17 protein-coding genes, 1 tRNA gene and 2 pseudogenes are annotated in these 22,324 nt (G+C 61.2%); 5 read left to right on the top strand and 15 right to left on the bottom strand.

Features of this window, described 5'->3' with window-relative positions:
• Window positions 1–106: 106 nt before the first annotated feature.
• Together ansP and EPN59_RS06460 are read left to right on the top strand one after the other, a co-directional pair.
• Window positions 107–1,612 (top strand): L-asparagine permease, encoded by a 1,506-nt coding sequence (gene ansP / locus EPN59_RS06465; protein WP_293045732.1) that lies wholly within the window; start codon window positions 107–109, stop codon window positions 1,610–1,612.
• A gap of 150 nt (window positions 1,613–1,762) precedes the next feature.
• A complete protein-coding gene (locus tag EPN59_RS06460; protein ID WP_293039190.1) occupies window positions 1,763–2,908 on the top strand; it encodes a branched-chain amino acid ABC transporter substrate-binding protein in 1,146 nt (381 codons plus the stop codon).
• Window positions 2,909–3,248: 340 nt separating this feature from the next.
• Here EPN59_RS06460 and EPN59_RS06455 read toward each other — a convergent pair whose 3' ends face one another.
• From EPN59_RS06455 to nosP, 5 genes are all read right to left on the bottom strand, one after another.
• The gene (locus EPN59_RS06455; RefSeq protein WP_293039187.1) at window positions 3,249–3,674 is read right to left on the bottom strand and encodes a tyrosine-type recombinase/integrase; all 426 of its coding nucleotides are present in this window, start codon (window positions 3,672–3,674) and stop codon (window positions 3,249–3,251) included.
• A 125-nt stretch (window positions 3,675–3,799) separates the two neighbouring features.
• The gene (locus EPN59_RS06450) at window positions 3,800–4,213 is read right to left on the bottom strand and encodes an integrase arm-type DNA-binding domain-containing protein (RefSeq protein ID WP_293039185.1); all 414 of its coding nucleotides are present in this window, start codon (window positions 4,211–4,213) and stop codon (window positions 3,800–3,802) included.
• Window positions 4,214–4,368: 155 nt separating this feature from the next.
• Window positions 4,369–4,455 (bottom strand) — tRNA-Leu (locus EPN59_RS06445).
• Window positions 4,456–4,673: 218 nt separating this feature from the next.
• On the bottom strand, window positions 4,674–5,852 hold the full coding sequence (locus EPN59_RS06440) for a histidine kinase (protein ID WP_293039182.1): 1,179 nt from the start codon (window positions 5,850–5,852) through the stop codon (window positions 4,674–4,676).
• The gene (gene nosP / locus EPN59_RS06435) at window positions 5,845–7,008 is read right to left on the bottom strand and encodes a nitric oxide-sensing protein NosP (RefSeq protein ID WP_293039179.1); all 1,164 of its coding nucleotides are present in this window, start codon (window positions 7,006–7,008) and stop codon (window positions 5,845–5,847) included. Before nosP ends, EPN59_RS06440 begins: the two co-directional genes overlap by 8 nt.
• Window positions 7,009–7,411: 403 nt before the next feature.
• On the opposite strand from nosP, the gene EPN59_RS06430 reads away from it, so the two are divergent.
• Window positions 7,412–8,803, top strand: coding sequence for an HD domain-containing phosphohydrolase (locus tag EPN59_RS06430; RefSeq protein ID WP_293045729.1), 1,392 nt, complete (start codon window positions 7,412–7,414; stop codon window positions 8,801–8,803).
• A gap of 77 nt (window positions 8,804–8,880) precedes the next feature.
• Here the strand turns inward: EPN59_RS06430 and EPN59_RS06425 are convergent, their stop codons facing one another.
• The 5 genes and pseudogenes from EPN59_RS06425 to EPN59_RS06405 form a co-directional block, all read right to left on the bottom strand.
• Complete coding sequence (locus EPN59_RS06425; RefSeq protein ID WP_293039173.1) at window positions 8,881–9,669, bottom strand: TlpA disulfide reductase family protein; 789 nt, start codon at window positions 9,667–9,669, stop codon at window positions 8,881–8,883.
• A 167-nt stretch (window positions 9,670–9,836) separates the two neighbouring features.
• Window positions 9,837–10,199: pseudogene (locus EPN59_RS06420) on the bottom strand (LysR substrate-binding domain-containing protein); the annotation flags it as partial.
• 140 nt (window positions 10,200–10,339) lie between these two features.
• Window positions 10,340–10,591 (bottom strand): hypothetical protein, encoded by a 252-nt coding sequence (locus EPN59_RS06415; RefSeq protein ID WP_293039170.1) that lies wholly within the window; start codon window positions 10,589–10,591, stop codon window positions 10,340–10,342.
• 203 nt (window positions 10,592–10,794) lie between these two features.
• Window positions 10,795–10,992 (bottom strand): hypothetical protein, encoded by a 198-nt coding sequence (locus EPN59_RS06410; protein ID WP_293039195.1) that lies wholly within the window; start codon window positions 10,990–10,992, stop codon window positions 10,795–10,797.
• Between the two features lie 767 nt (window positions 10,993–11,759).
• The gene (locus EPN59_RS06405) at window positions 11,760–13,277 is read right to left on the bottom strand and encodes a PLP-dependent aminotransferase family protein (RefSeq protein ID WP_293039167.1); all 1,518 of its coding nucleotides are present in this window, start codon (window positions 13,275–13,277) and stop codon (window positions 11,760–11,762) included.
• A gap of 117 nt (window positions 13,278–13,394) precedes the next feature.
• Here EPN59_RS06405 and EPN59_RS06400 point away from each other — a divergent pair, with 117 nt between their 5' ends.
• Window positions 13,395–14,027 carry an FMN-binding negative transcriptional regulator gene (locus tag EPN59_RS06400; RefSeq protein ID WP_293039164.1) on the top strand — a complete coding sequence of 211 codons (633 nt, stop codon included), beginning with the start codon at window positions 13,395–13,397 and terminating at the stop codon, window positions 14,025–14,027.
• A gap of 202 nt (window positions 14,028–14,229) precedes the next feature.
• Here the strand turns inward: EPN59_RS06400 and EPN59_RS06395 are convergent, their stop codons facing one another.
• The 5 genes and pseudogenes from EPN59_RS06395 to EPN59_RS06375 all read right to left on the bottom strand — a co-directional run bounded on the left by EPN59_RS06395 (window position 14,230) and on the right by EPN59_RS06375 (window position 20,446).
• A complete protein-coding gene (locus EPN59_RS06395) occupies window positions 14,230–15,183 on the bottom strand; it encodes an ABC transporter substrate-binding protein (RefSeq protein WP_293039161.1) in 954 nt (317 codons plus the stop codon).
• A gap of 116 nt (window positions 15,184–15,299) precedes the next feature.
• Window positions 15,300–16,250: pseudogene (locus EPN59_RS06390) on the bottom strand (ribose ABC transporter permease); the annotation flags it as partial.
• A gap of 160 nt (window positions 16,251–16,410) precedes the next feature.
• The gene (locus EPN59_RS06385; protein WP_293039155.1) at window positions 16,411–17,964 is read right to left on the bottom strand and encodes a sugar ABC transporter ATP-binding protein; all 1,554 of its coding nucleotides are present in this window, start codon (window positions 17,962–17,964) and stop codon (window positions 16,411–16,413) included.
• A complete protein-coding gene (locus EPN59_RS06380) occupies window positions 17,951–19,213 on the bottom strand; it encodes an ROK family transcriptional regulator (RefSeq protein ID WP_293045727.1) in 1,263 nt (420 codons plus the stop codon). The genes EPN59_RS06385 and EPN59_RS06380 overlap by 14 nt, the downstream gene beginning before the upstream one ends.
• Window positions 19,214–19,489: 276 nt before the next feature.
• Entirely contained in the window at window positions 19,490–20,446 is a 957-nt protein-coding gene (locus EPN59_RS06375) for a LysR substrate-binding domain-containing protein (RefSeq protein ID WP_293037101.1), read from the bottom strand.
• Window positions 20,447–20,567: 121 nt separating this feature from the next.
• Here EPN59_RS06375 and EPN59_RS06370 point away from each other — a divergent pair, with 121 nt between their 5' ends.
• Window positions 20,568–22,319 (top strand): IlvD/Edd family dehydratase, encoded by a 1,752-nt coding sequence (locus EPN59_RS06370; protein WP_293037098.1) that lies wholly within the window; start codon window positions 20,568–20,570, stop codon window positions 22,317–22,319.
• Window positions 22,320–22,324: the final 5 nt, after the last annotated feature.

Genomic DNA, 22,324 nt, shown 5'->3' with positions numbered 1-22,324 from the left:
ACGTAAAACATTCATCCGGTGCGTCTGACGACTGGCGACAGTCGCCAGGACAGACCGGGTACAAAAAACAGATATCAGCTTGACGGTTGATACAGGAGACGGTTTGATGAATTCCAGGATACAGAAAGACGAACTTGCCGCGCAGGGTGTCGCCGACGTCAGTCGCAGAGAGTGGCTTGAGTCGCACGAAGCGGGCTATCACAAGACCATGGGCAATCGGCAGGTACAGATGATTGCGATTGGTGGCGCGATCGGCACGGGCCTTTTCCTTGGCGCTGGCGCACGCCTGCAGATGGCGGGGCCTTCGCTTGCGATCGTCTATCTCGTATGTGGCGCGTTTTCATTCCTGATCCTGCGTGCGCTCGGCGAGCTCGTGATGCACCGGCCGAGCAGCGGCAGCTTCGTGTCGTATGCACGCGAGTTCCTCGGTGAAAAGGCGTCTTTCGTGGCCGGTTGGATGTACTTCCTGAACTGGGCAATGACCGGCATTGTCGACATCACCGCAGTTGCGCTGTACATGCACTACTGGGGTGCGTTCGGCGCGGTGCCGCAATGGGTGTTCGCGCTGATCGCGTTGTGCCTCGTCGCGGGCATGAACCTGGTCGGCGTGAAATGGTTTGCCGAGATGGAGTTCTGGTTCGCGTTGATCAAGGTCGCCGCGATCGTGATTTTCCTCATCGTGGGAACTGCGATCCTGGGTAGCGGTGGACAGGTTGCGGGCCACGCGACCGGCATACATCTGATCACCAACAACGGCGGCTTCTTCCCCCACGGACTGATGCCGCCGCTGGTACTGGTGCAGGGCGTCGTGTTTGCATTCGCTGGCATCGAACTGGTTGGTACCGCGGCGGGGGAATGCAAGGATGCACACCGGGTGCTGCCGCGCGCGATCAACCGGGTGATCTGGCGAATTGCGCTGTTCTATGTCGCATCGGTAGCGATGCTGGTGTGTCTGATGCCGTGGAGCGCATACAAGGCGGGGCAGAGCCCGTTCGTGACTTTCTTCAGCGCGCTCGGCGTGCCCGGCATCGGTTCGCTAATGAACATCGTCGTGCTGTCCGCTGCGCTGTCGAGCCTTAACTCTGGACTGTATTCGACTGGTCGAGTACTGCACTCGTTGTCGATGGGCGGCTCCGCGCCGAAACTCTTCGCACGCATGAGCGCGCAATCAGTGCCGTACACGGGAATTCTCGTGACGGTCGCCATCTACGTGGTGGGTGTGGTGCTGAACTACCTGGTCCCGTCGAATGTGTTCGAGCTCGTGCTCAACATCGCGTCGCTCGGCATCGTCAGTACCTGGGGCTTCATCGTCGTCTGCCAGATGCGGTTCCGTGCCGCGGTCGCGCGTGGCGAGGTTGAAGATGTGGCGTTTCGTATGCCTGGGGCACCGTTCACGTCGTGGCTCACGTTGCTGTTCCTGCTGGGCGTGCTTGTGCTGATGGCATTCGATTATCCGAACGGCACGTGGACAGTCGCCTCGATTCCAGCTGTCGCGGTATTGCTTGTCATCGGATGGAAGACGATGAGCGCACGCGCACGTCGCGCCGTGCTTACGCCGACGATTCCCTCGATTGCACTTACGCAGAACGTGCTGGAAAGCGACGAGCAATGACCTGTCCTTGCGATACCCGCGGGGTTCGCCCGCTGGTGTCGGGTCAAAAAGAAAACAGAAAGACTCTCATTCCTTGACTGCCGTGTCTCTGCGGGGCTTGGTACGCCTTGGGAGATGGTATTGATTTATAAACTGATGATGGAGACCGTGATGAATCTCAGCATGAAAAAGCATGTGCCTGTCGCCGCCGCAGCAATGCTCTGCACGATGATGGTTACGCATGCGGTGGCGGACCAGACCGTCCTGATTGGCCATGTCGCGCCGTTGACCGGCCAGATCGCCCATCTTGGGAAGGACAACGAGAACGGTGCGAGACTCGCGATCGAGGAAATCAACAGGAAGGGGCTTGTGATCGGCGGACAGAAGATTACATTGGTACTCGATGTACAGGACGATGCCGCTGACCCGCGCACGGCGACCCAGGTTGCCCAGAAGCTGGTCGACGACCACGTTGTCGCAGTGGTCGGTCACCTGAATTCGGGTACGTCGATCCCGGCGTCCAGGATCTATAGCGACGCAGGCATCGTGCAGATCTCCCCGTCCTCGACCAATCCGGCCTTGACCCAGCAGGGGTTCAAGACAACGTACCGGCTGGTAGCGACGGACGCTCAACAGGGCCCGGCGCTCGCGAACTATGCGGCGAAGAATCTGAAGGTGAGGTCGGTTGCAATCGTTGACGATGCGACTGCGTATGGTCAGGGCCTTGCGAGCGAATTCGAGAAGAGTGCGAAGGCACTGGGTATTACCGTCGTGTCGCACGATGCGACAAGCGACAAGGCGGTGGATTTTCGTGCGGTTCTGACGAAGATCAAGGGCGAAAATCCGGACGCCATCATGTACGGCGGCATGGATGCGACGGGCGGGCCATTCGCGAAGCAGTCAAAGCAACTGGGGCTGCGTGCGAAGGTGCTCGCCGGAGATGGCCTGTGCACCGAAAATCTGGCCGATCTGGCCGGTACGGCGACTGATAACGTGATCTGTTCCCAGGCGGGCCTCGCGCTTGAGAAGATGGCCTCGGGCAAGGAATTTCAGCAGAAGTACGAAGCGCGCTTTCATCAGCCGATCCTGATCTACGCGCCTTTCACCTACGACGCCGTCTATATCATTGTCGACGCGATGAAGCGTGCGAATTCTACCGATCCTGCGAAGATTCTGGCCAAAATGCCTGGTACGGACTACACGGGGATGCTTGGGGAAACCACCTTTGATTCAAAGGGCGATCTCAAGCACGGAGTGATTTCGCTGTACGACTACAAGGCAGGCAAGAAAACGCTGCTCGACATCGTGAAAATGTGATGTTGTTGCTTGCCGGAGTTTGACGTCGGGCCGCCATGCGGCGGCTCGCGATTCATTCGCTATAAACGCCAGGTGGGTGCCTGAGCCATAAAGCTGCGCTTCCTGATATGTCTCTCCGAAGCCATGGTGCTGGTTCGTGCCAGACAATGCGATGGAATTGCGGTCGCTGCGCTCTACTGAATTGCGGCCGATTCCAGGCATCTGGGGGCACTTGGCAGGGGCGCCATCAACGAAGCTGAATGAGAAAGCCTTTGTCAAGGCAGCCATCAGAGAGTTACTCGACGGGAAGTGAGCCCGCTCGACTCCCTGCGGTCTTGTCTGCAAGCGTTCCTGTGCTCTTCTAGTTGGCGAACGAGCTCGGAATGTTCGTGAGTATGCGCGTACTGCATGACGTCATCCTTGTGGACCATGCCAGAAATATCGCTCCATCGCGTTCCTGTTGATAGAGGCAGATGGATAAAGGCACGATATGGTCGTGGCGCATCTTCATCCGCGCGGCCAGAACATGCCATTCGCCCGCTTTCATGTCGATTTCGTCCCACGGTGCGGCTGCGATCACTCCGGGGCGTAAGCCCGTGAGCATGGTCAGTTTTAGCGCGGCCCTGGTAATCGGCGACTTATAGGTATTGATGGCTTGAACCAGCGGGACAATTTCGGTGGGTTTCGTAATCGCCGGGATGTGGCCTTTCTCGTGTCGCGGGATGACTCCGCGCAGCGACAACGGAACCCCGTCCTCTCGCAGGCTATGGTGGGTCGCATACGTCACGATGCCGCCTACGTATTGGCGTGCCTTGGTTGCGAGGTTGGGGGCATGGTCCGCTATTGCTTCCAACACCGGTTTGACTTCCGATGTCGCAAGCGTCGAAATGGGCTTGTTGCGTAGTGGTGGGATCAGTATTGCCTAACCACGAACTCCGCTTTGCGGTAAGTCTCGTCCGCCCATTCCTTGCGTTTGAATGCCAGCCAATTCTCTGCCACGAGATGAAACGCCCCCTCAGCGGCGCGTTGGCGTGCAGTTGCTTCGGCTCTGCGGTGCTCGACCGGATCTGTACCATCACGCACGAGACTACGCGTGATCGCAGCGGACTTGCGCGCGTCGACGAGTGTAACTTCCGGATATGGACCAAGACTGAGAAAGTTCTCCTTGCCCGTACCTGGGCGGCGATAACGGAGCAGCCACGTTTTGCTTCCGTTCGGCCAGATGCGTAAGGCAAGCCCGTTCCCGTCAGAGAGTAGGTAAGGGCGCGCGCGCGGTTCGGCGACGCGAAATACGACTTCGGACTTCGGTTCGGCGCGTTTGGGCATCGCTCGGCACCTCGATTCCGTGTATACGCAAGAGTATCCGCAAAAATCGCTGATGCCGCCGGTATATGACGGCTGCCCGCGGAAACAAAAAACCCCGTAAGACTATGATCTTACGGGGTTTCTCGAACTACATCGGCTTTCGCCGGAACAACCGTTGGTGCCCAGGAGAGGACTCGAACCTCCACAGTGTTGCCACCGCCAGGACCTGAACCTGGTGCGTCTACCAATTCCGCCACCTGGGCACGTCTTGAAGCTAGGCGGCCATTATAGCGACCGGATAAAACCTGTCAACAAATGTTTTAACCGCTTTCGCCAGAGTCCGGGTGGATTACCCCGATAACGCTGATTGCGCTGAGGATGCACGCACCCGATCAATGAGCCGGTGAGCGCGGAGGCGGGCGGGACGCGCGGGATGGCTGGTAATGGCGACGGAACGAACAAACGTTCCTCAGATAGTCGATCAGCGACCAATGCTCGTGGCGGTCGGATGCGGTCGAGCGACCGGTATCCATACCGTAAAGCTCGAACCTTTTCCCGGCTCGCTTTCCACCGTGATCCTGCCGCCGTGCTTTTCGACAATTCCGTACGAAACCGACAGTCCGAGCCCCGTTCCCTTGCCGACGGGTTTTGTCGTAAAGAACGGATCGAATATCCTGGCTCGCACTTCGGCGGTCATGCCTGCGCCGGTGTCCTTGACCGCGATGGTGACGCCTTCGCCCTGATGGCGTGTGGTGATCGTGATGGTTCCGTGTTCGGCGATGGCCTGGGCGGCATTGACGAGCAGGTTCATCACAACCTGATTGATCTGGGACGGAATGCACTCGACCGGCGGCAACTGGCCGTAGTCCTTGACGACTTTCGCCTTGTACTTGAGTTCATTGTGCACGACGTTCAGCGTTGCATCGAGACCGTTGTGAATATCCACGATGCTCCATTCCTCGCTTCCCACCCGCGAGAAATCGCGCAGGTCCTGTACGATGCGGCGCACGCGTGACGTACCCTCGATCGACTCTTCGATCAATGCGTCGACGTCGGAAAGCAGATAGTCGAGATCCGCCTGCTCGCGCGCCGTATGAAGACGGGCCAATGCTTCGTCGTCGAGATCGCACGACGTGCGCAGCATGCTGTCCTGCAAGTTCATGTAACCCAGCAACTGGGTCATCCAGGTCTTGAGCGTGTGCAAATTGGAATCGACGAATCCAATCGGGTTGTTGATCTCGTGGGCCACACCCGCCGCCAGTTGTCCGATCGATGCGAGCTTTTCCGATTGCAGCAACTGCACATGCGCCTGCTCGAGTTTCTCGATCAAGTCTTGCTGTGCGATGCGCTCCGTTTCGAGTTCGGCCTGTGTCCGTCTGCGTTCGTCGATTTCCTGCCGCATCAACGCCTGGGTAAGCTGAAGCGTGTGCGTGATCTTGCGGTTCTCGTGAAGCGCGGCTTCCAGCTCGCGGGTGCGATGTCGAACCTGGTCTTCGAGCGTGACCGCCATCTGGAACAGGCTGAAATCGGAACTGTATGCCATCGTGCTGCGTTCGGCACGGTCCATCAGGGCACGCACGATCTTGTTCAATCGCACGATTTCCATGTCCAGCGCCTCGACATCCGATGGCGCGTCTGCGTGCGTGGGCGCTTCAGACACGGGCTGTCCCCGCCTCATTGCCGAACACGATGCCGGTCAGCGTCTGGTTGACGTGGACGCCGCGATATTGCTCGCCATAGGTGCTGAAACCGACCGCGTGATTTGCCTTGTAAAGGGCGGCCGCTTCATCTCGGGTTCCGCGTTGTGTCATTTCGAGGTGACGCAGGATGCAATCGTACGTGAGCGTCAGTTTGGGTTCGCCCAGCGTATTGCGAAGATCGTCGAACGTCGTGCGCAGGTTCTCGACGAGATCGAGTGCTCTCGCGACGCGCAATACAAGACCTTCCTCGATGGCGCAATAAAACGTGAGACTGCCGTCGGGATTCAGTTTCTGGATGGAGCGAACATAATCGGCGCCGTCTATCAACACGACGACGGGCGCGGACGCAAAATGGCTGGAGCAAAGATCGTCCACGCTTGCGCCGATCAACCGTGCGTACTCTTTGGCGGCCGGAAGCCCGTTGATTTCGTATACGGTGCGTCGCGGCGCGTCGGCTCCGGTCACGACCAGTCTTTCTTCGCAGCGAAGAAAGTGCTGCGTCTTGAACGTGCGAAAGGGCAATGCTGTCGTTGCGACGACCAGAACGGCGCAGTCGTTGCGAAAGGACCCCTCATGGAATATCGCGGTGCGCTCGAAACGCAGATCGTCGCCTGCCGATCCACCGACCAGCGGAATGTCGCCGAGGGCGTTTTGCAGCGTGCGCGCGACCGGCTCTTCGCGTACCGAAAGCCCGTCGACCAGCAGCAGCGCAAACGAGTTGGATGCGCTCGCGTGCGATGCATGCTTCTCGAGATCGTTCAGGGCATTGATCGCGTATGCCTGGCCGCCGGCAATCGTAAAATCGCGCAAATTGTCGATGCGCGTTATCTCCGCTGTAAACAGCGCACGCGGTAACGCGACCGCCGAGAGACTGTGATCCAGATAGCCGGCCGGCCCGATCTCGCCAGCCGTGGTGCAGCCGATGACACGCGTTTCGCCGAACGTCGCGCGAATTTCACCGGCGAGAGCGTCCAGGTCGAAATGGCTGGAGCAGTAGAAGATGACGAGTTCGGCGTCGCAGCCAGCAAGCGTGGCGCCGACTTCGCGAACAGCCGTGCGTGCGTCGGGGTGCGTCGAATGGGCTGATACGATCGAGGAAGACTCAACGGATGGCATAACAGGTTCCTCCTTTCCGGGCCACTTCGCGAGGCCGGTACGCTCTTGATGGTCGGCAGATACAGCAGACTCACCCTGTGATATCGGCAGGAGGAACTGAATTCTGAATGCGGATATTCGCCAGGTTTTGGTAAAACGTTTGCGAGATCGATACTGGAGGGTGTCTGTGGTACGGACGCGGCTGCGTCATGGGCGATGGCATCGCCGCAATGTCGGCGGCGGAGAACCGAAGTGCCAACCGGATACACGTGCATTTAATGTGAAGTGCGTCAAATGCGCAAGGCATCGAGGGAAAACCTGATGTCCGGCGGTTCCGCAGCGTCCGTTACATAGTTAAGCTTCCACTCTTTGGTGGTGGTAGCTGGAATGCAATTGCGCAAGGCTGGAAAGCCGGCGCGCACAATTGATTGTCGATCTTGCAGATGTTGAAACCGGAGAGTACATCGTGAGTGATTTCCCGTGTAACGCGGAAATGGAAACGCTCGACAGCGATCAGTCAGCCAAGCAGATCGGGTCGATACTGATCGTTGACGACGAACCCAGCGTGCTGTCCGCACTGCGCCGGCTGCTTCGTCAGTGTCGCTATGAGATCCATACGGCGGAGAGCGGCAGCGCCGGTTTGAAAATACTGGAAGAACATCCGATCGACGTGGTCATCTCGGACATGCGTATGCCGAACATGAGCGGCGCGGAATTTCTGGCGTCGGTTCGAAGCAGGTGGCCCGACACGGCGCGGCTCTTGCTGACCGGTTATGCGGACATTGCATCGGTTGTGAGCGCAATCAACGAAGGCGGCGTTTATCACTATCTGCAGAAGCCCTGGGACGATCAGGACCTGCTGCTGACCGTGAAGCGCGCAATCGAGGAGCAGGCTCTGCGGCGCGAAGCTGCAAGGCTGGGCGAATTGACGCGCGTACAGAATGAACAGCTCAAGCAGTTCAATGCGACGCTTGAAGCTCAGGTCAAGGCACGTACGGAGGAACTCGGTCAGACGGTCATGTTCCTCGAAAAGGCCGAGGAAGATCTCAAGTGCAACTTCATCGCGATGCTGAAAGTGTGCGCGAACATGATCGAGTTGCGCTGCGGCGTGTTGGGCGGGCAGGCATCGCGAATCGCGGATCTCGCGCGCCAGCTCGCGCTTGAAGCGGGGTTGAGCGAATACGAGGCCCAGGAAACATATTTCGCAGGGTTGCTGCTCGGCGTCGGCAAGCTCGCGCTGCCGGACGCGATCGTTCAGAAGACGGTCGACAAATTCACGCCAACGGAGGCGCGTTCCTATTACCAGCACCCTCTGCATGCGCAGATGACGCTGATGCCCGTCGCCAATCTGCAGGCGGCGGGGGTGCTCATCCGGCATCAATACGAGCGCTATGACGGGCGCGGGACCCCCAACAGCCTGAGCGGCCCGGAGATTCCGATGGGCGCGCGGATTCTCGCCATCGTACGAGATTTCGAGGGACTGCGATCGGGTGCGCTGTTGGGGCGCGTGGTTCCCGATGAGAAGATTACTTCGGTACTCCGTTCGCAGGCCGGAATGCGCTACGACCCGGCACTCGTGGACGATTTCCTCAAGGTTCTCAAAGCCCGCCAGGCGAGTGGGCTGGACCATGCCTGCATCGACACGGCGCGGCTGAAAATGGGCATGAAGCTCGCAGACGATCTGCGCACCTCTCGTGGCGTGCTGCTGATGACGAGCGGAAGTGTGCTGGAGGCGCACCATATTGCGCAGATCAGGCGCTTCGAAGAGACGGAGGGCGAGCGGTTCTCAGTGTATGTCTGCGACGCCGAGGCGTGACGTGTTCGTGATCGGACTGGCCATCAAACGCAACGAGGGCGCGTTGATGGACGCGGTTCTTGCCATCCGGAAGGACGTCACGGATAGAACCGCTCCAGGGCATCATGCAACGTCGCGGTAGAGAAAGGTCCGAGATGTGTTCCCAGAAGCCGACCGTTGGCATCGTAGAACAAGGTAGTCGGGAAGCCTGCCGTATGAATGCGCGCCGCAAGAGAGGATGTTGGATCAAGCCACACATTGCTCAGATGAAGCGAGCGGCCTGCAAGATAGCGGCGAACAGTCTCTGCCTGCTCACCCTGATTGACGAAAACGAAGCGTACATGGGGATTTTCTGCCTGGACGCGCTCAAATGCAGGTAGTTCAGCCTGGCAGGGTGGGCACCATGTTGCCCAGAGATTGACGATTGTGGGCAGACCTTCCGTGTTCAAGAAGTGCGACGTTCCATCGAGCGATTGCAGTTCGACTGCCGGTATCGGTGATGGAGCGGGAGCGTCATTTCGAAGTACCTGTGCGGAACCGTAAGCAAAGAGACCTGTCGTCAGGGCGAGTGCAAGCGGCACTCGCGTTTTCCTGCTGCGCAACAGGCGCCATCCGGTCATGAGGGCGCCGGCAACCACGCCGGTGAGCGGATCGAAACCGAGATCGCGAATATCGAGCACGGCGATCATGTCGTGCCGATACTGTGGAAGAAATCGGATTGCGAACGCGATGCGTGCCGCAATCAGCCCTGCTGCAACGATCATCAAGACATCGGCCTCGATGGAACCGTGGCGCTTCTCCATCAGCCAGCCCATCGTGAATACGACAGCGACGCCGAACATGAAAATCAGCGCAGGTATAGGCAGCGCGAACGAACCAATCGACATGATGACGTGAGCAAATCGTGAATGATGAAATGATGCCAGGTTGCAATGCAGGTCTTGCGGTTGGTGTAACGCTACAAGTCCGCTGGGGGAAGCGTCAGGCTCAATGACGAGTCTGACTCAAGGCGAATAACTTCGGATTGTCAGTGGGCCATGATGTGACGGCCGGATTAACAGGGCGTCGCTTCTTGCATCAGCCGCTCGCGAAATGCCACCAGCTTTGACTGCGATGCGCATTTTGCCCGATAGACGACATAGTAAGCCAGCTCCGACGCCAGCTTTATTCCGGGAAATAGCGGGACCAGCCAACCTGCCGCTACGTCATCGCAGGCCATGACGCTTCGTGCCAGTGCAACACCGTGCCCGTCAATGGCCGCTTGCAGGACCGCAGCGGAATTATTGACCTGCATGCTGCGGCTGGTATCGACCTCGGGTGCTCCGGCCCGCAATAGCCAGTCACCCCAGGTGGCGAACCCCGTGTGCGTGTCCACGGACAGATCATGTATCAACGCTTTTCCGGCGAGATCGTGCGGGGTTGTCAGGCCGCCGGTCCAATATTGCAGCCGCCTCTGGAGTGATACACAACCTTGGGTCAAGGCCGGGAAGGTTCAGATCCGAAACATCATGGTTGGCATTCTGACGCCAGCGCGTTACGGCAAGGCCGCGGCTGTAATTATTTCGCCTTCGCTGCGCTCGCCGGCATATCGCGGGACATTTTGTCGTGCGTGGACGTCGTGGGCTTTTTCACGGGCATGTTGTCGGGGTTGGTCGCGCTCGCCGCACCGGATGCAGCCGCAGGCGGTTTCACCATCGGTTGGAACGGATGCGGTTTGATCGTCTGGGCCTGCGTCTGCGCTGAAAAGCCCGAGGCGATCAGCAGGGCGAAGGCGATTGCGGGCCCCATCCGAACAGGGTGCGTGCTCATAGGCTCCTCCGGTCTTCGGCAACCAACCGGACACGCGCTAACCGTGTGCCTGGGCGGTCGAGGAGGCGTGAACGGACCGGCAACACGTGAGACATGAGGCTTCATGTCGCCGGCACCACGGAAGCAATAAAGGGAGGTTGAAAGGTGGTGAGAAACGGTGGAACTGCGGGTTTAAATGCGACAGCGCGTGTGCAGAACGGGACTCAGCGTTCTCGCCTTATGGTCTGAAGCAGCGAGTCGCCATCGTTGGTCAGCCAAAGACGATGGATGCCGGACGCGAGTTGTTCCATTGCGACGAGCTGGCGTTCGAGCAAGACGTCCAGGTCCTCGCGGGTGAGATCGATCTGGTCGGGCGAATCCTTGACGAGCATGAGGGTAGCAAATTCGTGGGGGCTGAGCATGTCTGTCTCCAATATCCGAACTGGTTTCTTCCAGTTCCAGTAATGGCTGCCAGTTAAATTGGCAAGACGGATAACCATGTTTTCTAATCGATCCCATAAAAAATGAGGAATTGGGATCGTGAAAAAGTAAAACTATTTGAAACCGGTCTTTCAAATGCAAGGTCTTGATCGATGCCTAGTGACGAGGAAGTGGATATTTACATAAACACCCGATGCGAGGGACTGATGCAGCGGCTTCGGGACGTACATGTTATTAGACGCGCTCACCTGAAGCAGGGATCTGGGGCAATCTGCAGGCAGGTATTACGAGTCCGTCATGGACCAGAAGGAACCAGCGGGTGTGTTATGGTCGCTTTGATCTGGAACGTGGACCATTAAAAAGCACAGGGAGAATTCTGTCTATAAGGAGTTATCCCGGAGTCGATAGTCAGGTTGATTTGTCAAGCAAATTCTGTTTTATTCATGGAATTAGCGAAGTTATTTATTATTCTTTTACTGTAATTCGTGAATCTATTGCGATGCATCCCATGATTATCAGGTTGTGACTACGTACCGGTGCCAGGCCTGCCCCAATAGAAGCTAGAAACGCTCGACGCGTACCTCGACTGAATCTCTCGCCACCGTCAATCGCGTGCGGTCGAGCAGGGCATTTGCGGGCGCGGTGCCGTCCGGGTCCAACGGTCTCACTTTGTTGAACACTACGGTAAAAGTCTGCGGCGTGACTGTCACCGACGAATAGCCGTGCGCGTCGTGGTCGGCGTGGCCACTCAGAGTGCGCCCGCAGCAGATCCCTGGAACTTTCGGGCATTTCTGATCACTGCAGCGAGGCTATCTGCTGCGTCTTCCATCTGCTCGCTGCTGAACCCTCCGAACCCAAGAACGAGTCCCGGGCGCATGCTGCCCGGCGCGAACATCGGCGATACCGCACGCACTGCCACGCCCGCCATGGTCGCCTGACGAACGATTGCGTGGTCGTTCAGATCATTGGCAAGCCATAGAACAAGATGCATGCCCTGATCGCCGGGTTCGACCCAGGCGAGATCGGAAGGCAGCAGCGCTTTGAGCGTTTCGATAAGGCGAATCCGCTGTTCCGCATACACATGCCTAACCTTGCGGATGTGCCGCTCGAGATGCCCCTCCATCATGAAGGCGGCGAGGACGTGCTGATCCGCAGTCGGCGGGTGGCGGTCCATGAGGACGCGAGCGCCGCAGAACGCATCGACGAGCCCGCGCGGGACAATCGCGTAGCCAAGTCGCAGCGAGGGGAACAGGATCTTGCTGAAGGTGCCGAGGTATACCACTCGCTCCGGGTCCAGGCCCTGGAGGGCCGGAAACGGATAACCCTCGTAACGTAGCTCGCTGTCGTAGTCGTCTTCAATGACCCAGGAATGATTTGTGCGGGCCCACGCGAGCAAGGCGGCGCGCCGCGCCATGCTCAGCGGCATGCCGAGAGGGTATTGATGAGATGGCGTGACAAACGCCGCGCGAGCCCGGGGTGCCATCCGTATACCGGCTTCGACATCAAGGCCCTCCGCATCGACGGGTACTCTCGTGATGCCATCGCGATGGCCCACGCTCTCCAGAATCGCTGTGACGCCGCGGTAGGCAGGGTTCTCGATCCATGCCTGGTCCCCCGACGCGAGCAGCACCTGGGTTGCGAGAAAAAGGCCTTGCTGCGTACCGCTTGTGACGATGACCTGATCCGCTTCGCAGCGCACCGAGCGTGATTTGCGCACGTAAGCGGCGATTGCCTCGCGCAGCGACCGCACGCCGAGCGGATCGGCATATCCAGTCGGCGCGCCCGGGCCTCGTGCGCGGATGCGGTTGCCGAGCCGCCGCCAGATATCGGAAGGCGCGGTCAGGCCGACAGGCACCGAAATCGCAAATGGCGTGGGCGCGAGGGGCCGGAATTCCCGCGCGATCTGCGCGAACAGTTCGGCGCGTTCGGGCAGTACTTGTGCAGCAGCCGGGGGTGTCGGCAACGCGTGCGGTGTGTGGGCAGGCTGTCGCTCGGCCAATGCCTGTGCAACGCGTGTCCCGGCCCCGGCTTTCGATTCGAGGAATCCCTCGGCGATGAGTTGCTCGTAGGCTTCGATCACCGTGCCTCTTGCGACCCGAAGCGAAACGGCGAGTGTGCGTGTCGCCGGCAGCGCGTCGCCAGCGCGGATGTCTCCTCGACGTACGGCTTCGCGCAGCGCCTCTGCCAACTGGCGGCTCAGATTGCCTGCGGTGCGGTCCAGCGCGCCGAAGGAGGGCATCTCCGCGACGCGCGCAGTTCTCGACACGATTCTGGTTCTCTAAAAATGGCTGAAACTGGATCTACAGGATAAACCACTTTCAGTGCAGACTTGAACCGTGGCGCGATGCCAACCCCGCTTATCCTGCTCACGAGAGGACCGCTTATGTACATACCCGCTGATTTCGCTGAAAACCGCAAGGAAGTGCTGCACGCCACCATTGCACAGCATCCATTCGGAACCCTGATTACCCACGGGGAAAATGGACTCGACGCGAACCACATTCCGTTCGAACTGGTGCCGGACGAGGGTGAACTGGGCGTGCTGCGCGCGCATGTTGCTCGCGCCAATCCGGTCTGGCAGGCTGTGGCGAACGGTGACGAGGTGCTGGTGGTGTTCCGTGCGGGGGACGCCTATATTTCGCCAAACTGGTATCCGAGCAAGCACGAGTTCCACAAGCAGGTGCCCACCTGGAATTACGTGGTGGTTCACGCGCACGGACGAATTTCCATTCATGACGACGAGCGCTATGTGCGCGGTGTGATCGGGCGCCTGACCCGCACACACGAGGCATCGCAGCCTAAGCCGTGGAAGATGTCGGATGCCCCCAAGGAATACACCGATGCGCAGGTCAGGGCGATTGTCGGCGTGGAGATCGGGATCACCCGTCTCGTCGGCAAGAGCAAGCTCGGCCAGAACAAGGAGGCGCGGGATATCAAGGGCGCTGGCGACGCGCTGGTGGCATGCGGCGAGGCGCAGATTGGCGAGGCGATGCTGCGCGTCCTTGCGGACAAATAACGCGACACAACCATTTCGTGCGCCCGCATGCGGTCAAGCGGTATTAAAGTGCAGCGCCTCGTGAAAGGACGGATAGGGGGAGCGCTACGCACCCCCTATCCGTCCGGCTGAGTTGTTCCAGCCTTAAGAAATAAGCACTACCTTGCATATAAGTAGCGGCTTGCCCCTTGATCCTTGCAGGGGCAATGCCGATTAAAGCCGCTCAGTGCGGCGACGACCAGCCCTTGTAGCTGCTGACGTTGTCGCGCGTGATGAGCTGGGGCGCCATCTCGATCATCGGATTGGCGGGATTCTTGCCGTTCATGATGTCGTAGCCGACCTGCACGGCCGTTTGCGCCATCTTCCACGGATCCTGGCTTGCCGAGGCCTGCACCAGCGTGTCGCTCTTCAGCGCCGTTTCGATGTCGGGTGCGCCGTCCACCGACGTGATCACGATGTTGCTGCGATGCAGTTGTTTCGCGGCCAGGTCGCTGCCCACGGCCTGCGGGTCGTTGATCGTAAACACGCCGGCCAGTTGCGGGAAGCGCGTGAGATAGCCCTGCATGGCGTTCATGCCGCCTTCACGCGAGCCCTTGCCGTCCTGGTCGTCGGAGAGGATCTTGATGCCAGGCGACTTCGCGAGCACCTGCTTGCAGCCGTTCACCCGGTCGATCACGGCGGAAACCTGCGGGCCGTTCTCGATGATCACGTTGCCCTTGCCGTTGATCTTCTTCGAGAGGTACTCGCACGAGATCTCGCCTGCCTTGACGTTGTCGGTCTGCACGGTGGCGTTGGCGCCAGCCGCGGCCACGTCCACGGCCACCACCACGATGCCCGCGGCGCGCGCCTTGCGTACAGCCGGTTCGATCGCTTTCGGATCGGAGGCGTTCAGCAGGATCATGTCGACGTGCGCCGAGATGAAGTTGTCGATCTGCGTAAACTGCTTGTTCAGGTCGTAGTCGGCGGACACGGCCGTGACTTTCGCGTTCGGGTTGATCTGCCTGGCCTTCGCTTCCGCGCCTTTCACGATGGTCACGAAGTAAGGATTGCCGAGCGATCCAACGGTGATGCCGATCGACTTCAGTTGCTTGTCGGCGGCATGTGCACCTTGCAGGGCGAAGCCGAGCGCGAGTGCGGCAGCGGCACGAACAGCGAAGGCAGCTTTTTTCTTGAACATGAGTATGTCTCCAGGGGGCAGTTGGTGTGTGTCGTGCACCGCGGGTGCAGGAGGGCCGCCTGCACCCGCTTTCGAAAATGATGTCTCGGGTTCCTGACGTGAGCGCGTGAGGCGCATCAGGTACGTGCCGAGCCGCGCTGGCGATAGCGGTCGAGTGCCACGGCGCCGACGATCACGAGGCCCTTGATGATGTATTGCCAGATGTCCGAGACGCCCAGCAGCACGAGGCCGTTCGAGAGCACTGCGATGATGAGCGCGCCGATCAGCGTGCCGATGATCGAGCCCACGCCGCCCACGAAGCTCGTGCCGCCCAGAATCACTGCGGCGATGGCGTCGAGCTCGTACGACTGGCCGAGCTGCAGGCCGTTCGCGGCGTAGAGGCGCGCGGCCGACATCACCGCGCCCAAGCCGGCGAGCAGACCCGAGACGGCGTAGACGAACATCTCGATGCCCCAGACCTTGATGCCCGAGAGGCGTGCCGCTTCCGGGTTGCCGCCCACCGAGTAGATGTGCAGGCCGAGCACCGTGCGGCGCAGCACGAACCACGAGATACCGACCACCGCGAGCGCGATGATCACGAGCCAGGGCACGCCGAACACCGCGCCGTTACCGATGAAGGCGAACGACAGTTGGGGGTTGAAGATGGTGGTGTCGTGGCCCATCAGGCGCGCGATGCCGCGTACCGCCGTGAGCGAGCCGAGCGTCACGATGAAGGGCGGCAGGCGCAGGAGCGAGATCAGCGAGCCGTTGATGACGCCGAAGCCAAGGCCCACGCCGAGCGCGGCGGGGATGCCGAGCCAGCCCCAGCCCCCGATCGTCGAGCAGAGCATGGCCGCGACCGCCGATGCAGCGAGAATCGAACCTACCGAAAGGTCGATGCCGCCCGTGAGAATCACGAAGGTCATGCCGGCGGCGAGCACGATGTTGATTGATGCCTGCTGCGTGACGATTGAGAGATTCTGCAGCGTGGCGAAGCCATCTGTCAGAAATCCGAAGCCGATGCACAGCAGGACGAGCACGGGCAGCATGCCCGCCGTGCGCATGAGGGATTTCATGCGGGCGCGATGGCCGTCGACGGCCGTACCGGGACGCGCGGCCTGAACGGGTTGCGCGGGTTGCGCAGGCTGTGCGGGCGATGGCGCAACGCCATGGCGGGGAAGAATGCTCTTCATGGTGTCATGCTCCTCAATATCTCTTCGACGGATGCGTCAAGCGGGTGCGTCAGAATCAGGCGGCCTCGTCCAGCGCGCCTGGCGAGCCGGTGGCGAGTTCGATGATGGCTTCCTGGGTGATGGCCTTGCCGGTATAGCCGCCCAGTTCTCCGGCGAATACGCCTTCGCGCATGACGAGCACGCGGTCGGCCACGCCGATGATCTCGGGCAGTTCGCTCGAAATCACGATGATGCCGACGCCGGTTTTGGCGAGGTCGTTGATGATGCGGTAGATCTCCGACTTCGCGCCGATGTCCACGCCACGCGTCGGCTCGTCGAGGATCAGCACGCGCGGCTTCGTCTCCAGCAGGCGCGAGAGCAGCACCTTTTGCTGATTGCCGCCCGAGAGCGCGCCTGCGTTCACACGGGCGTCCGGCACGCGAATCGAAAGCGAGCGGATCGAATCGTTCGCGCGGGACGCGCCGCGCGCGAGGTCGAGCACGCCGAAACGCGCGTCGCGTCCGGCCACGGCCACGTTGATGTTGTCGCGCACGCTCATGTCGAGAAAGAGGCCCTGATGCTTGCGGTCTTCGGTCAGATAGACGAGGCCCGATTCGATGGCGTCGCGCGGCCCGTGTAGATGGAGCTTGCGGCCGTCGATGGCGATCTCGCCGCGCACGCGCTGCTCGGCACCGTAAATCAGCCGCGCAAGCTCGGTGCGGCCCGCGCCCACGAGGCCCGCAATGCCGAGCACTTCGCCCGAATGCAGGTCGAGGCTGCAGCCGCGCACGCGGTTGTGGTCGGCGACGTCGCGCACGGTGAGCACGGCGTGCCCCGGATCGTAGGGCGCGTGCGCTTTCTTGTAGAAGCCGGAAATATCGCGGCCCACCATCATGCTCACGAGGCTTTCGGCATTGAGCTCGTCACGTATCAGCGTGCCCACATAGGCGCCGTCACGCAGCACGGAAACGCGGTCGGAGAGCTCGTAGATCTCGGCCATGCGGTGGCTGATGTAGATGATCGCGAGTCCGTCCGCGCGCAGTTGGCGGATGAGCTTGAAAAGGCGCTCGGTCTCGCGCGAGGAGAGCGGCGTAGTGGGCTCGTCCATCACGATGATGCGTGCGTCGCTATGCACGGCGCGTGCGATTTCCACGAGCTGGCGCTCGGCGATCGAGAGCGAACCCACCAGCGCCGTGGGGCCGAAGGTGGCGCCCAGACGCTTGAGTACGTCTTCGCAGCCGCGCTCCATGGCGACGCGGTCGACCAGGCCGAAGCGGCGGCCGCCACGGCGCAACTCGCGGCCCGCATGAACGTTTTCGGCAACCGAAAGATTCGGCGCGAGGCTCAGTTCCTGGTAGATGACGGCCACGCCCAGTTCGCGCGCGGCGAGCGGGCCGTCGATGACGACCGTCTTGCCATCGATCACGATCTCGCCGCCGGCATCCGCCTGATAGGCGCCCGAGAGAATCTTCATGAGCGTGGATTTGCCCGCGCCGTTCTCGCCCATCAACGCGTGCACCTCGCCGGGCCAGACCGTGAGGCGCACCTTGTCGAGCGCGCGCACACCGGGAAACGTCTTGCTGATGCCCCGCATTTCCAGCAGCGGGGGCGTCGACTCAGTGCGCGACATGGCTCACCTCCTGCGCTTGTACGTTAGCTTGTGCGCCGGCGCCCATCAGGATGCCCGCGCGTGGCGAAAAGTTGAAGAACATGGGAAGCGTGGCGGCGCCCAGCGCGCCCGCGTCGGGGCCGAAGGTGCCGCGCACGAGCACGGGCGTGCCGCGCGCCTCAGGCGCGGTGGCCGTCAGGGCCACGCGCAGGCGCTGCATGAGTGTGTCGATGAGGCCCGCGTCCACGTCGGCGTCGAGCACCACGGCCGGCACGTCGAGCACGCACAGCGCGGAGCGCAGCGCGGGCGCGAGTGCGTCGATGCAGTCGTCGAGCCATTCCTCGACGGCCGGATGGCCGCGCGCGATGCAGGCTTCGAGATCGGCGCGGTTATCCACTTGCTCGCCGTGGTACTGCAGATGGCGGCGCAGTGCGATGAGCGAGGCGCGCGAAAGCAGGATGTCCCATTTGGCCGAAGGCTTGTGCGCCGAAGGCAGGGTGCCCGGCGGCACTGGCATCACGGCGAAGTCGCCGGCGTTGCCGGTCAGGCCGCGCACGCAGTCGCCGTCGATGGCGATGCCGCCGCCGATGGCTGCGCCGAGAAAGAGATAAAGGAAGTCGTCGCGCTGGCGCCCGCAGCCGTAGAAAATCTCGGCGATGGCGGCGGCGTTGCCGTCGTTCTCACCGAATACGGGGAGCCCAAGGGCCGCGCCCAGCTCGCCTGCGAAATCGACGCCGCTCCACACGCGGAACGCTTCGGCGGGCAGGCCCAGTTCGCTCAGCCAACTGCCGAGGTTGTACGGTTGCGCAACGCCAATGCCTGCGAGACGACTGCGCTCGGATTGGCTGAGCAAGCCTGAGAGTTCGCGGATATCCTGCTGGACGATTTCCTGCGCCAGGGCCGGCTGCGGCAGCAGCATGTCGTGCGAGCGGCGCTCGATCATCCGGCCCGCAAAGTCCACGAGCACGGTTTCGATGTTGGTCCGGTCGAGGCGTACGCCGATCGCGAACGCGCCGCGCGGCGCAAGGCGCAGAAGCGAGGCGGGCTGGCCGCGTCCGCCGTCCAGACGCCGCCCGCTCATCTCGATCAGACCACTTTCCGTGAGCGAGGCGATGATGCTGCCCACGGCCGTGCTGGTGAGATTAGCAAGGCGGGCGAGATCGGCCTTCGAGGCCTCGCCGGCACGCCGCAGGGCCTGCAGCAGCAGGCGCTCATTGAAGCGGCGGACATTGGCCGAGTTGCTGCCCTGGCCCACATGCGGACTTCTCACGCGTCTCCTCCGGTGATGCCTGCGGCCTGTTTGGCTCACTGGCTACTAAATAAATCAAGTTGATTTATTTAATGTCGGAAAGCGCCGCGTGTCAGCCAGGGGAAATCCCGTCATCAGGCTGGCACGCGTGTGGCAGGGCGCCCGCTACAGGATATCGACCGTATTTTTGCCCCGCCTTGCTCCTGCGACAGGCTTTCTTCGGACTTGATCCGTGTGCGACGACGCGCATACGGTGTGTTCAATTCAGACTGATGTGCGCCGCCGGACGCTGCTGTTTCAAGCTGAGATCGGCCGATTGTAGGTTTCGAGACTGGCGGTGCGAAGCGCGTCGATCATCAGCACTGCAGCAGGCGAAAGGCGTTTTTCGGTGGGTGTAATCAGGCCGAAATCGTCCATCCTGCATTCCATTGCCAGAGGCAGGATCTCGACCAGCCCGTGCTCGGCATAGTAATGCGCGACGTCTTCGGCAAGGACGGCAATCATGTCGCTTTTCTCAACCGCACGCGTGATGAAGAGAAGTGCCGCCGTTTCCACCACGTTGGAGGGCGGCGCAAGGCTTGCGCGCTGGAACATGAGTTCGAACCGGTGACGCAGTACGCTGCCCGCCGGCGGTACGATCCACGCGCTGCGCTGGACTTCGGGCAGCACAATCTCGTCCTTCTCCAGAAGGGGGTGCCCGCGCCGCACGACCGCCTTGACGGGTTCACCGGCCAGGGGTTCGTAGCGCAACTGCAGCATGTCGTGCTCTGCCGACAGCCGTCCGACCACTACGTCGAGCTTGTCCTGCGCCAGCCGCTCGATTAGCGCATTGCTCGTGTCGATTTCGACCGTGATGCGTACGTTCGCATGCATGCGTTTGACGGCGGCAATGGCAGCCGGCAGCACGCGGACGCCCGGGGAGGTGATCGCCCCCACCGCCACATGGCCGAGCCGGCCTGCCTTCAGTGCAATCAGTTCTTCCTGCGCCTGATCCAGGCTGCCGAGCACCGTGCGTGCGTGGCGGACCAGTGCTTCACCGTAGAGCGTAGGCCGCACACCGCGCGGCAGACGTTCGAAAAGGATCACCTCCAGCATGTCCTCCAGCTCGCGCAGCATCTTGGATGCCGCGGGTTGCGTCATGTTGAGCGCCGCCGCGGCGCGGTGAATGTTGCCCTCCTCAGCGAGGGCTACGGCGAGCAAAAGCTGCCTGGTTCTCAGACGTGTGCGGAGGTATCCGGGAGTCGTGTCCAGCATGGTGCGGATAAGTATTTATACCAATACGAAAATGTGTATGGAATGCAGCCAATATTTCATTGGAAGGTTATCAAGTTTGTCCATAGACTGCACTGAAACTTAACTCACCTGAAGACAGGCCATGTCGGATACCAAACCTAAACTGCGCTCCCGAGAGTGGTTCGGCACGATGGACAAGAACGGCTTCATGTATCGAAGCTGGATGAAGAATCAGGGCATCCCCGATCACGAATTCGATGGCCGTCCGATCATCGGCATCTGCAATACCTGGTCGGAACTGACGCCCTGCAACGCGCACTTCCGCCTGCTCGCGGAACACGTCAAGCGCGGCGTCTATGAGGCGGGCGGTTTCCCGGTCGAGTTCCCGGTGTTCTCGAACGGCGAATCGAACCTGCGTCCCTCGGCGATGCTCACGCGCAATCTCGCTTCGATGGACGTCGAGGAAGCGATCCGCGGCAATCCGATCGACGCCGTCGTGCTGCTGTGCGGCTGCGACAAGACCACGCCCGCGCTGCTGATGGGCGCGGCGAGCGTGGACGTGCCCGCCATCGTCGTCACCGGCGGCCCGATGCTCAACGGCAAGCTCGAAGGCAAGGACATCGGTTCGGGCACGGCCGTGTGGCGTCTGCACGAATCGCTCAAGGCGGGCGAGATCGACCTGCATCATTTCCTCTCGGCCGAAGCGGGCATGTCGCGCTCGGCGGGCACCTGCAACACGATGGGCACGGCCTCGACGATGGCCTGCATGGCCGAGTCGCTGGGCGTCTCGCTGCCGCACAACGCCGCGATTCCCGCCGTGGACGCGCGCCGCTACGTGCTCGCGCACATGTCGGGCATCCGCATCGTGCAGATGGCGCTCGAAGACCTGAAGCTCTCGAAGGTGCTCACGCGCGCAGCGTTCGAAAACGCGATCCGCACGAATGCGGCCATCGGCGGCTCGACCAATGCGGTGATCCACCTGAAGGCGATTGCGGGCCGTATCGGCGTGCCGCTCGAACTCGAAGACTGGCAGCGCATCGGCCGCGACACGCCCACCATCGTCGATCTGCAGCCCTCGGGCCGCTTCCTGATGGAAGAGTTCTATTACGCGGGCGGTCTGCCGGCGGTGCTGCGCCGTCTGGGCGAAGCGAACCTGCTGCCGCATCCGGATGCGCTCACCGTGAACGGCAAGTCCATCTGGGACAACGTGCGCGAAGCGCCGAACTACAACGACGAAGTGATCCGCCAGCTCGACAATCCGCTGATCGCGGACGGCGGCATCTGCATCCTGCGCGGCAATCTCGCGCCGCGCGGCGCCGTGCTGAAGCCGTCGGCGGCGACGCCCGAACTGCTCAAGCATCGCGGCCGCGCCGTGGTGTTCGAGAATTTCGATCACTACAAGGCGACCATCGCCGACGAATCGCTCGACGTCGACAAGGACTCGATCCTCGTCATGAAAAATTGCGGCCCGAAGGGTTATCCGGGCATGGCCGAAGTGGGCAACATGGGCCTGCCGCCCAAGCTGCTGCGCGAGGGCGTGAAGGACATGGTGCGCATCTCGGACGCGCGCATGAGCGGCACGGCTTACGGCACGGTGGTGCTGCACGTCGCGCCGGAAGCGGCGGCGGGCGGCCCGCTCGCGGCGGTGCGCAACGGCGACTGGATCGAGCTCGACTGCGAGAACGGCCGTCTGCATCTGGACATCAGCGACGAGGAACTGCAACGCCGCCTGAGCGACGTCGATCCGGCCGCCGCGCAGGGCGTCGCCGGGCAGCTGGGCAACGGCGGCTATGCGCGCCTCTATGTCGATCACGTTCTGCAGGCCGACGAAGGCTGCGATCTCGACTTCCTCGTGGGCAAGCGCGGCTCGGCCGTACCGCGCCACTCGCACTGACGCAC

Source organism: Paraburkholderia sp., from assembly GCF_004298475.1.
GTDB classification, from domain to species: Bacteria; Pseudomonadota; Gammaproteobacteria; order Burkholderiales; family Burkholderiaceae; genus Paraburkholderia; species Paraburkholderia denitrificans.
The sequence above is the reverse complement of the archived record's forward strand: the minus strand, read 5'-3'. Positions and strand labels throughout refer to the sequence as shown.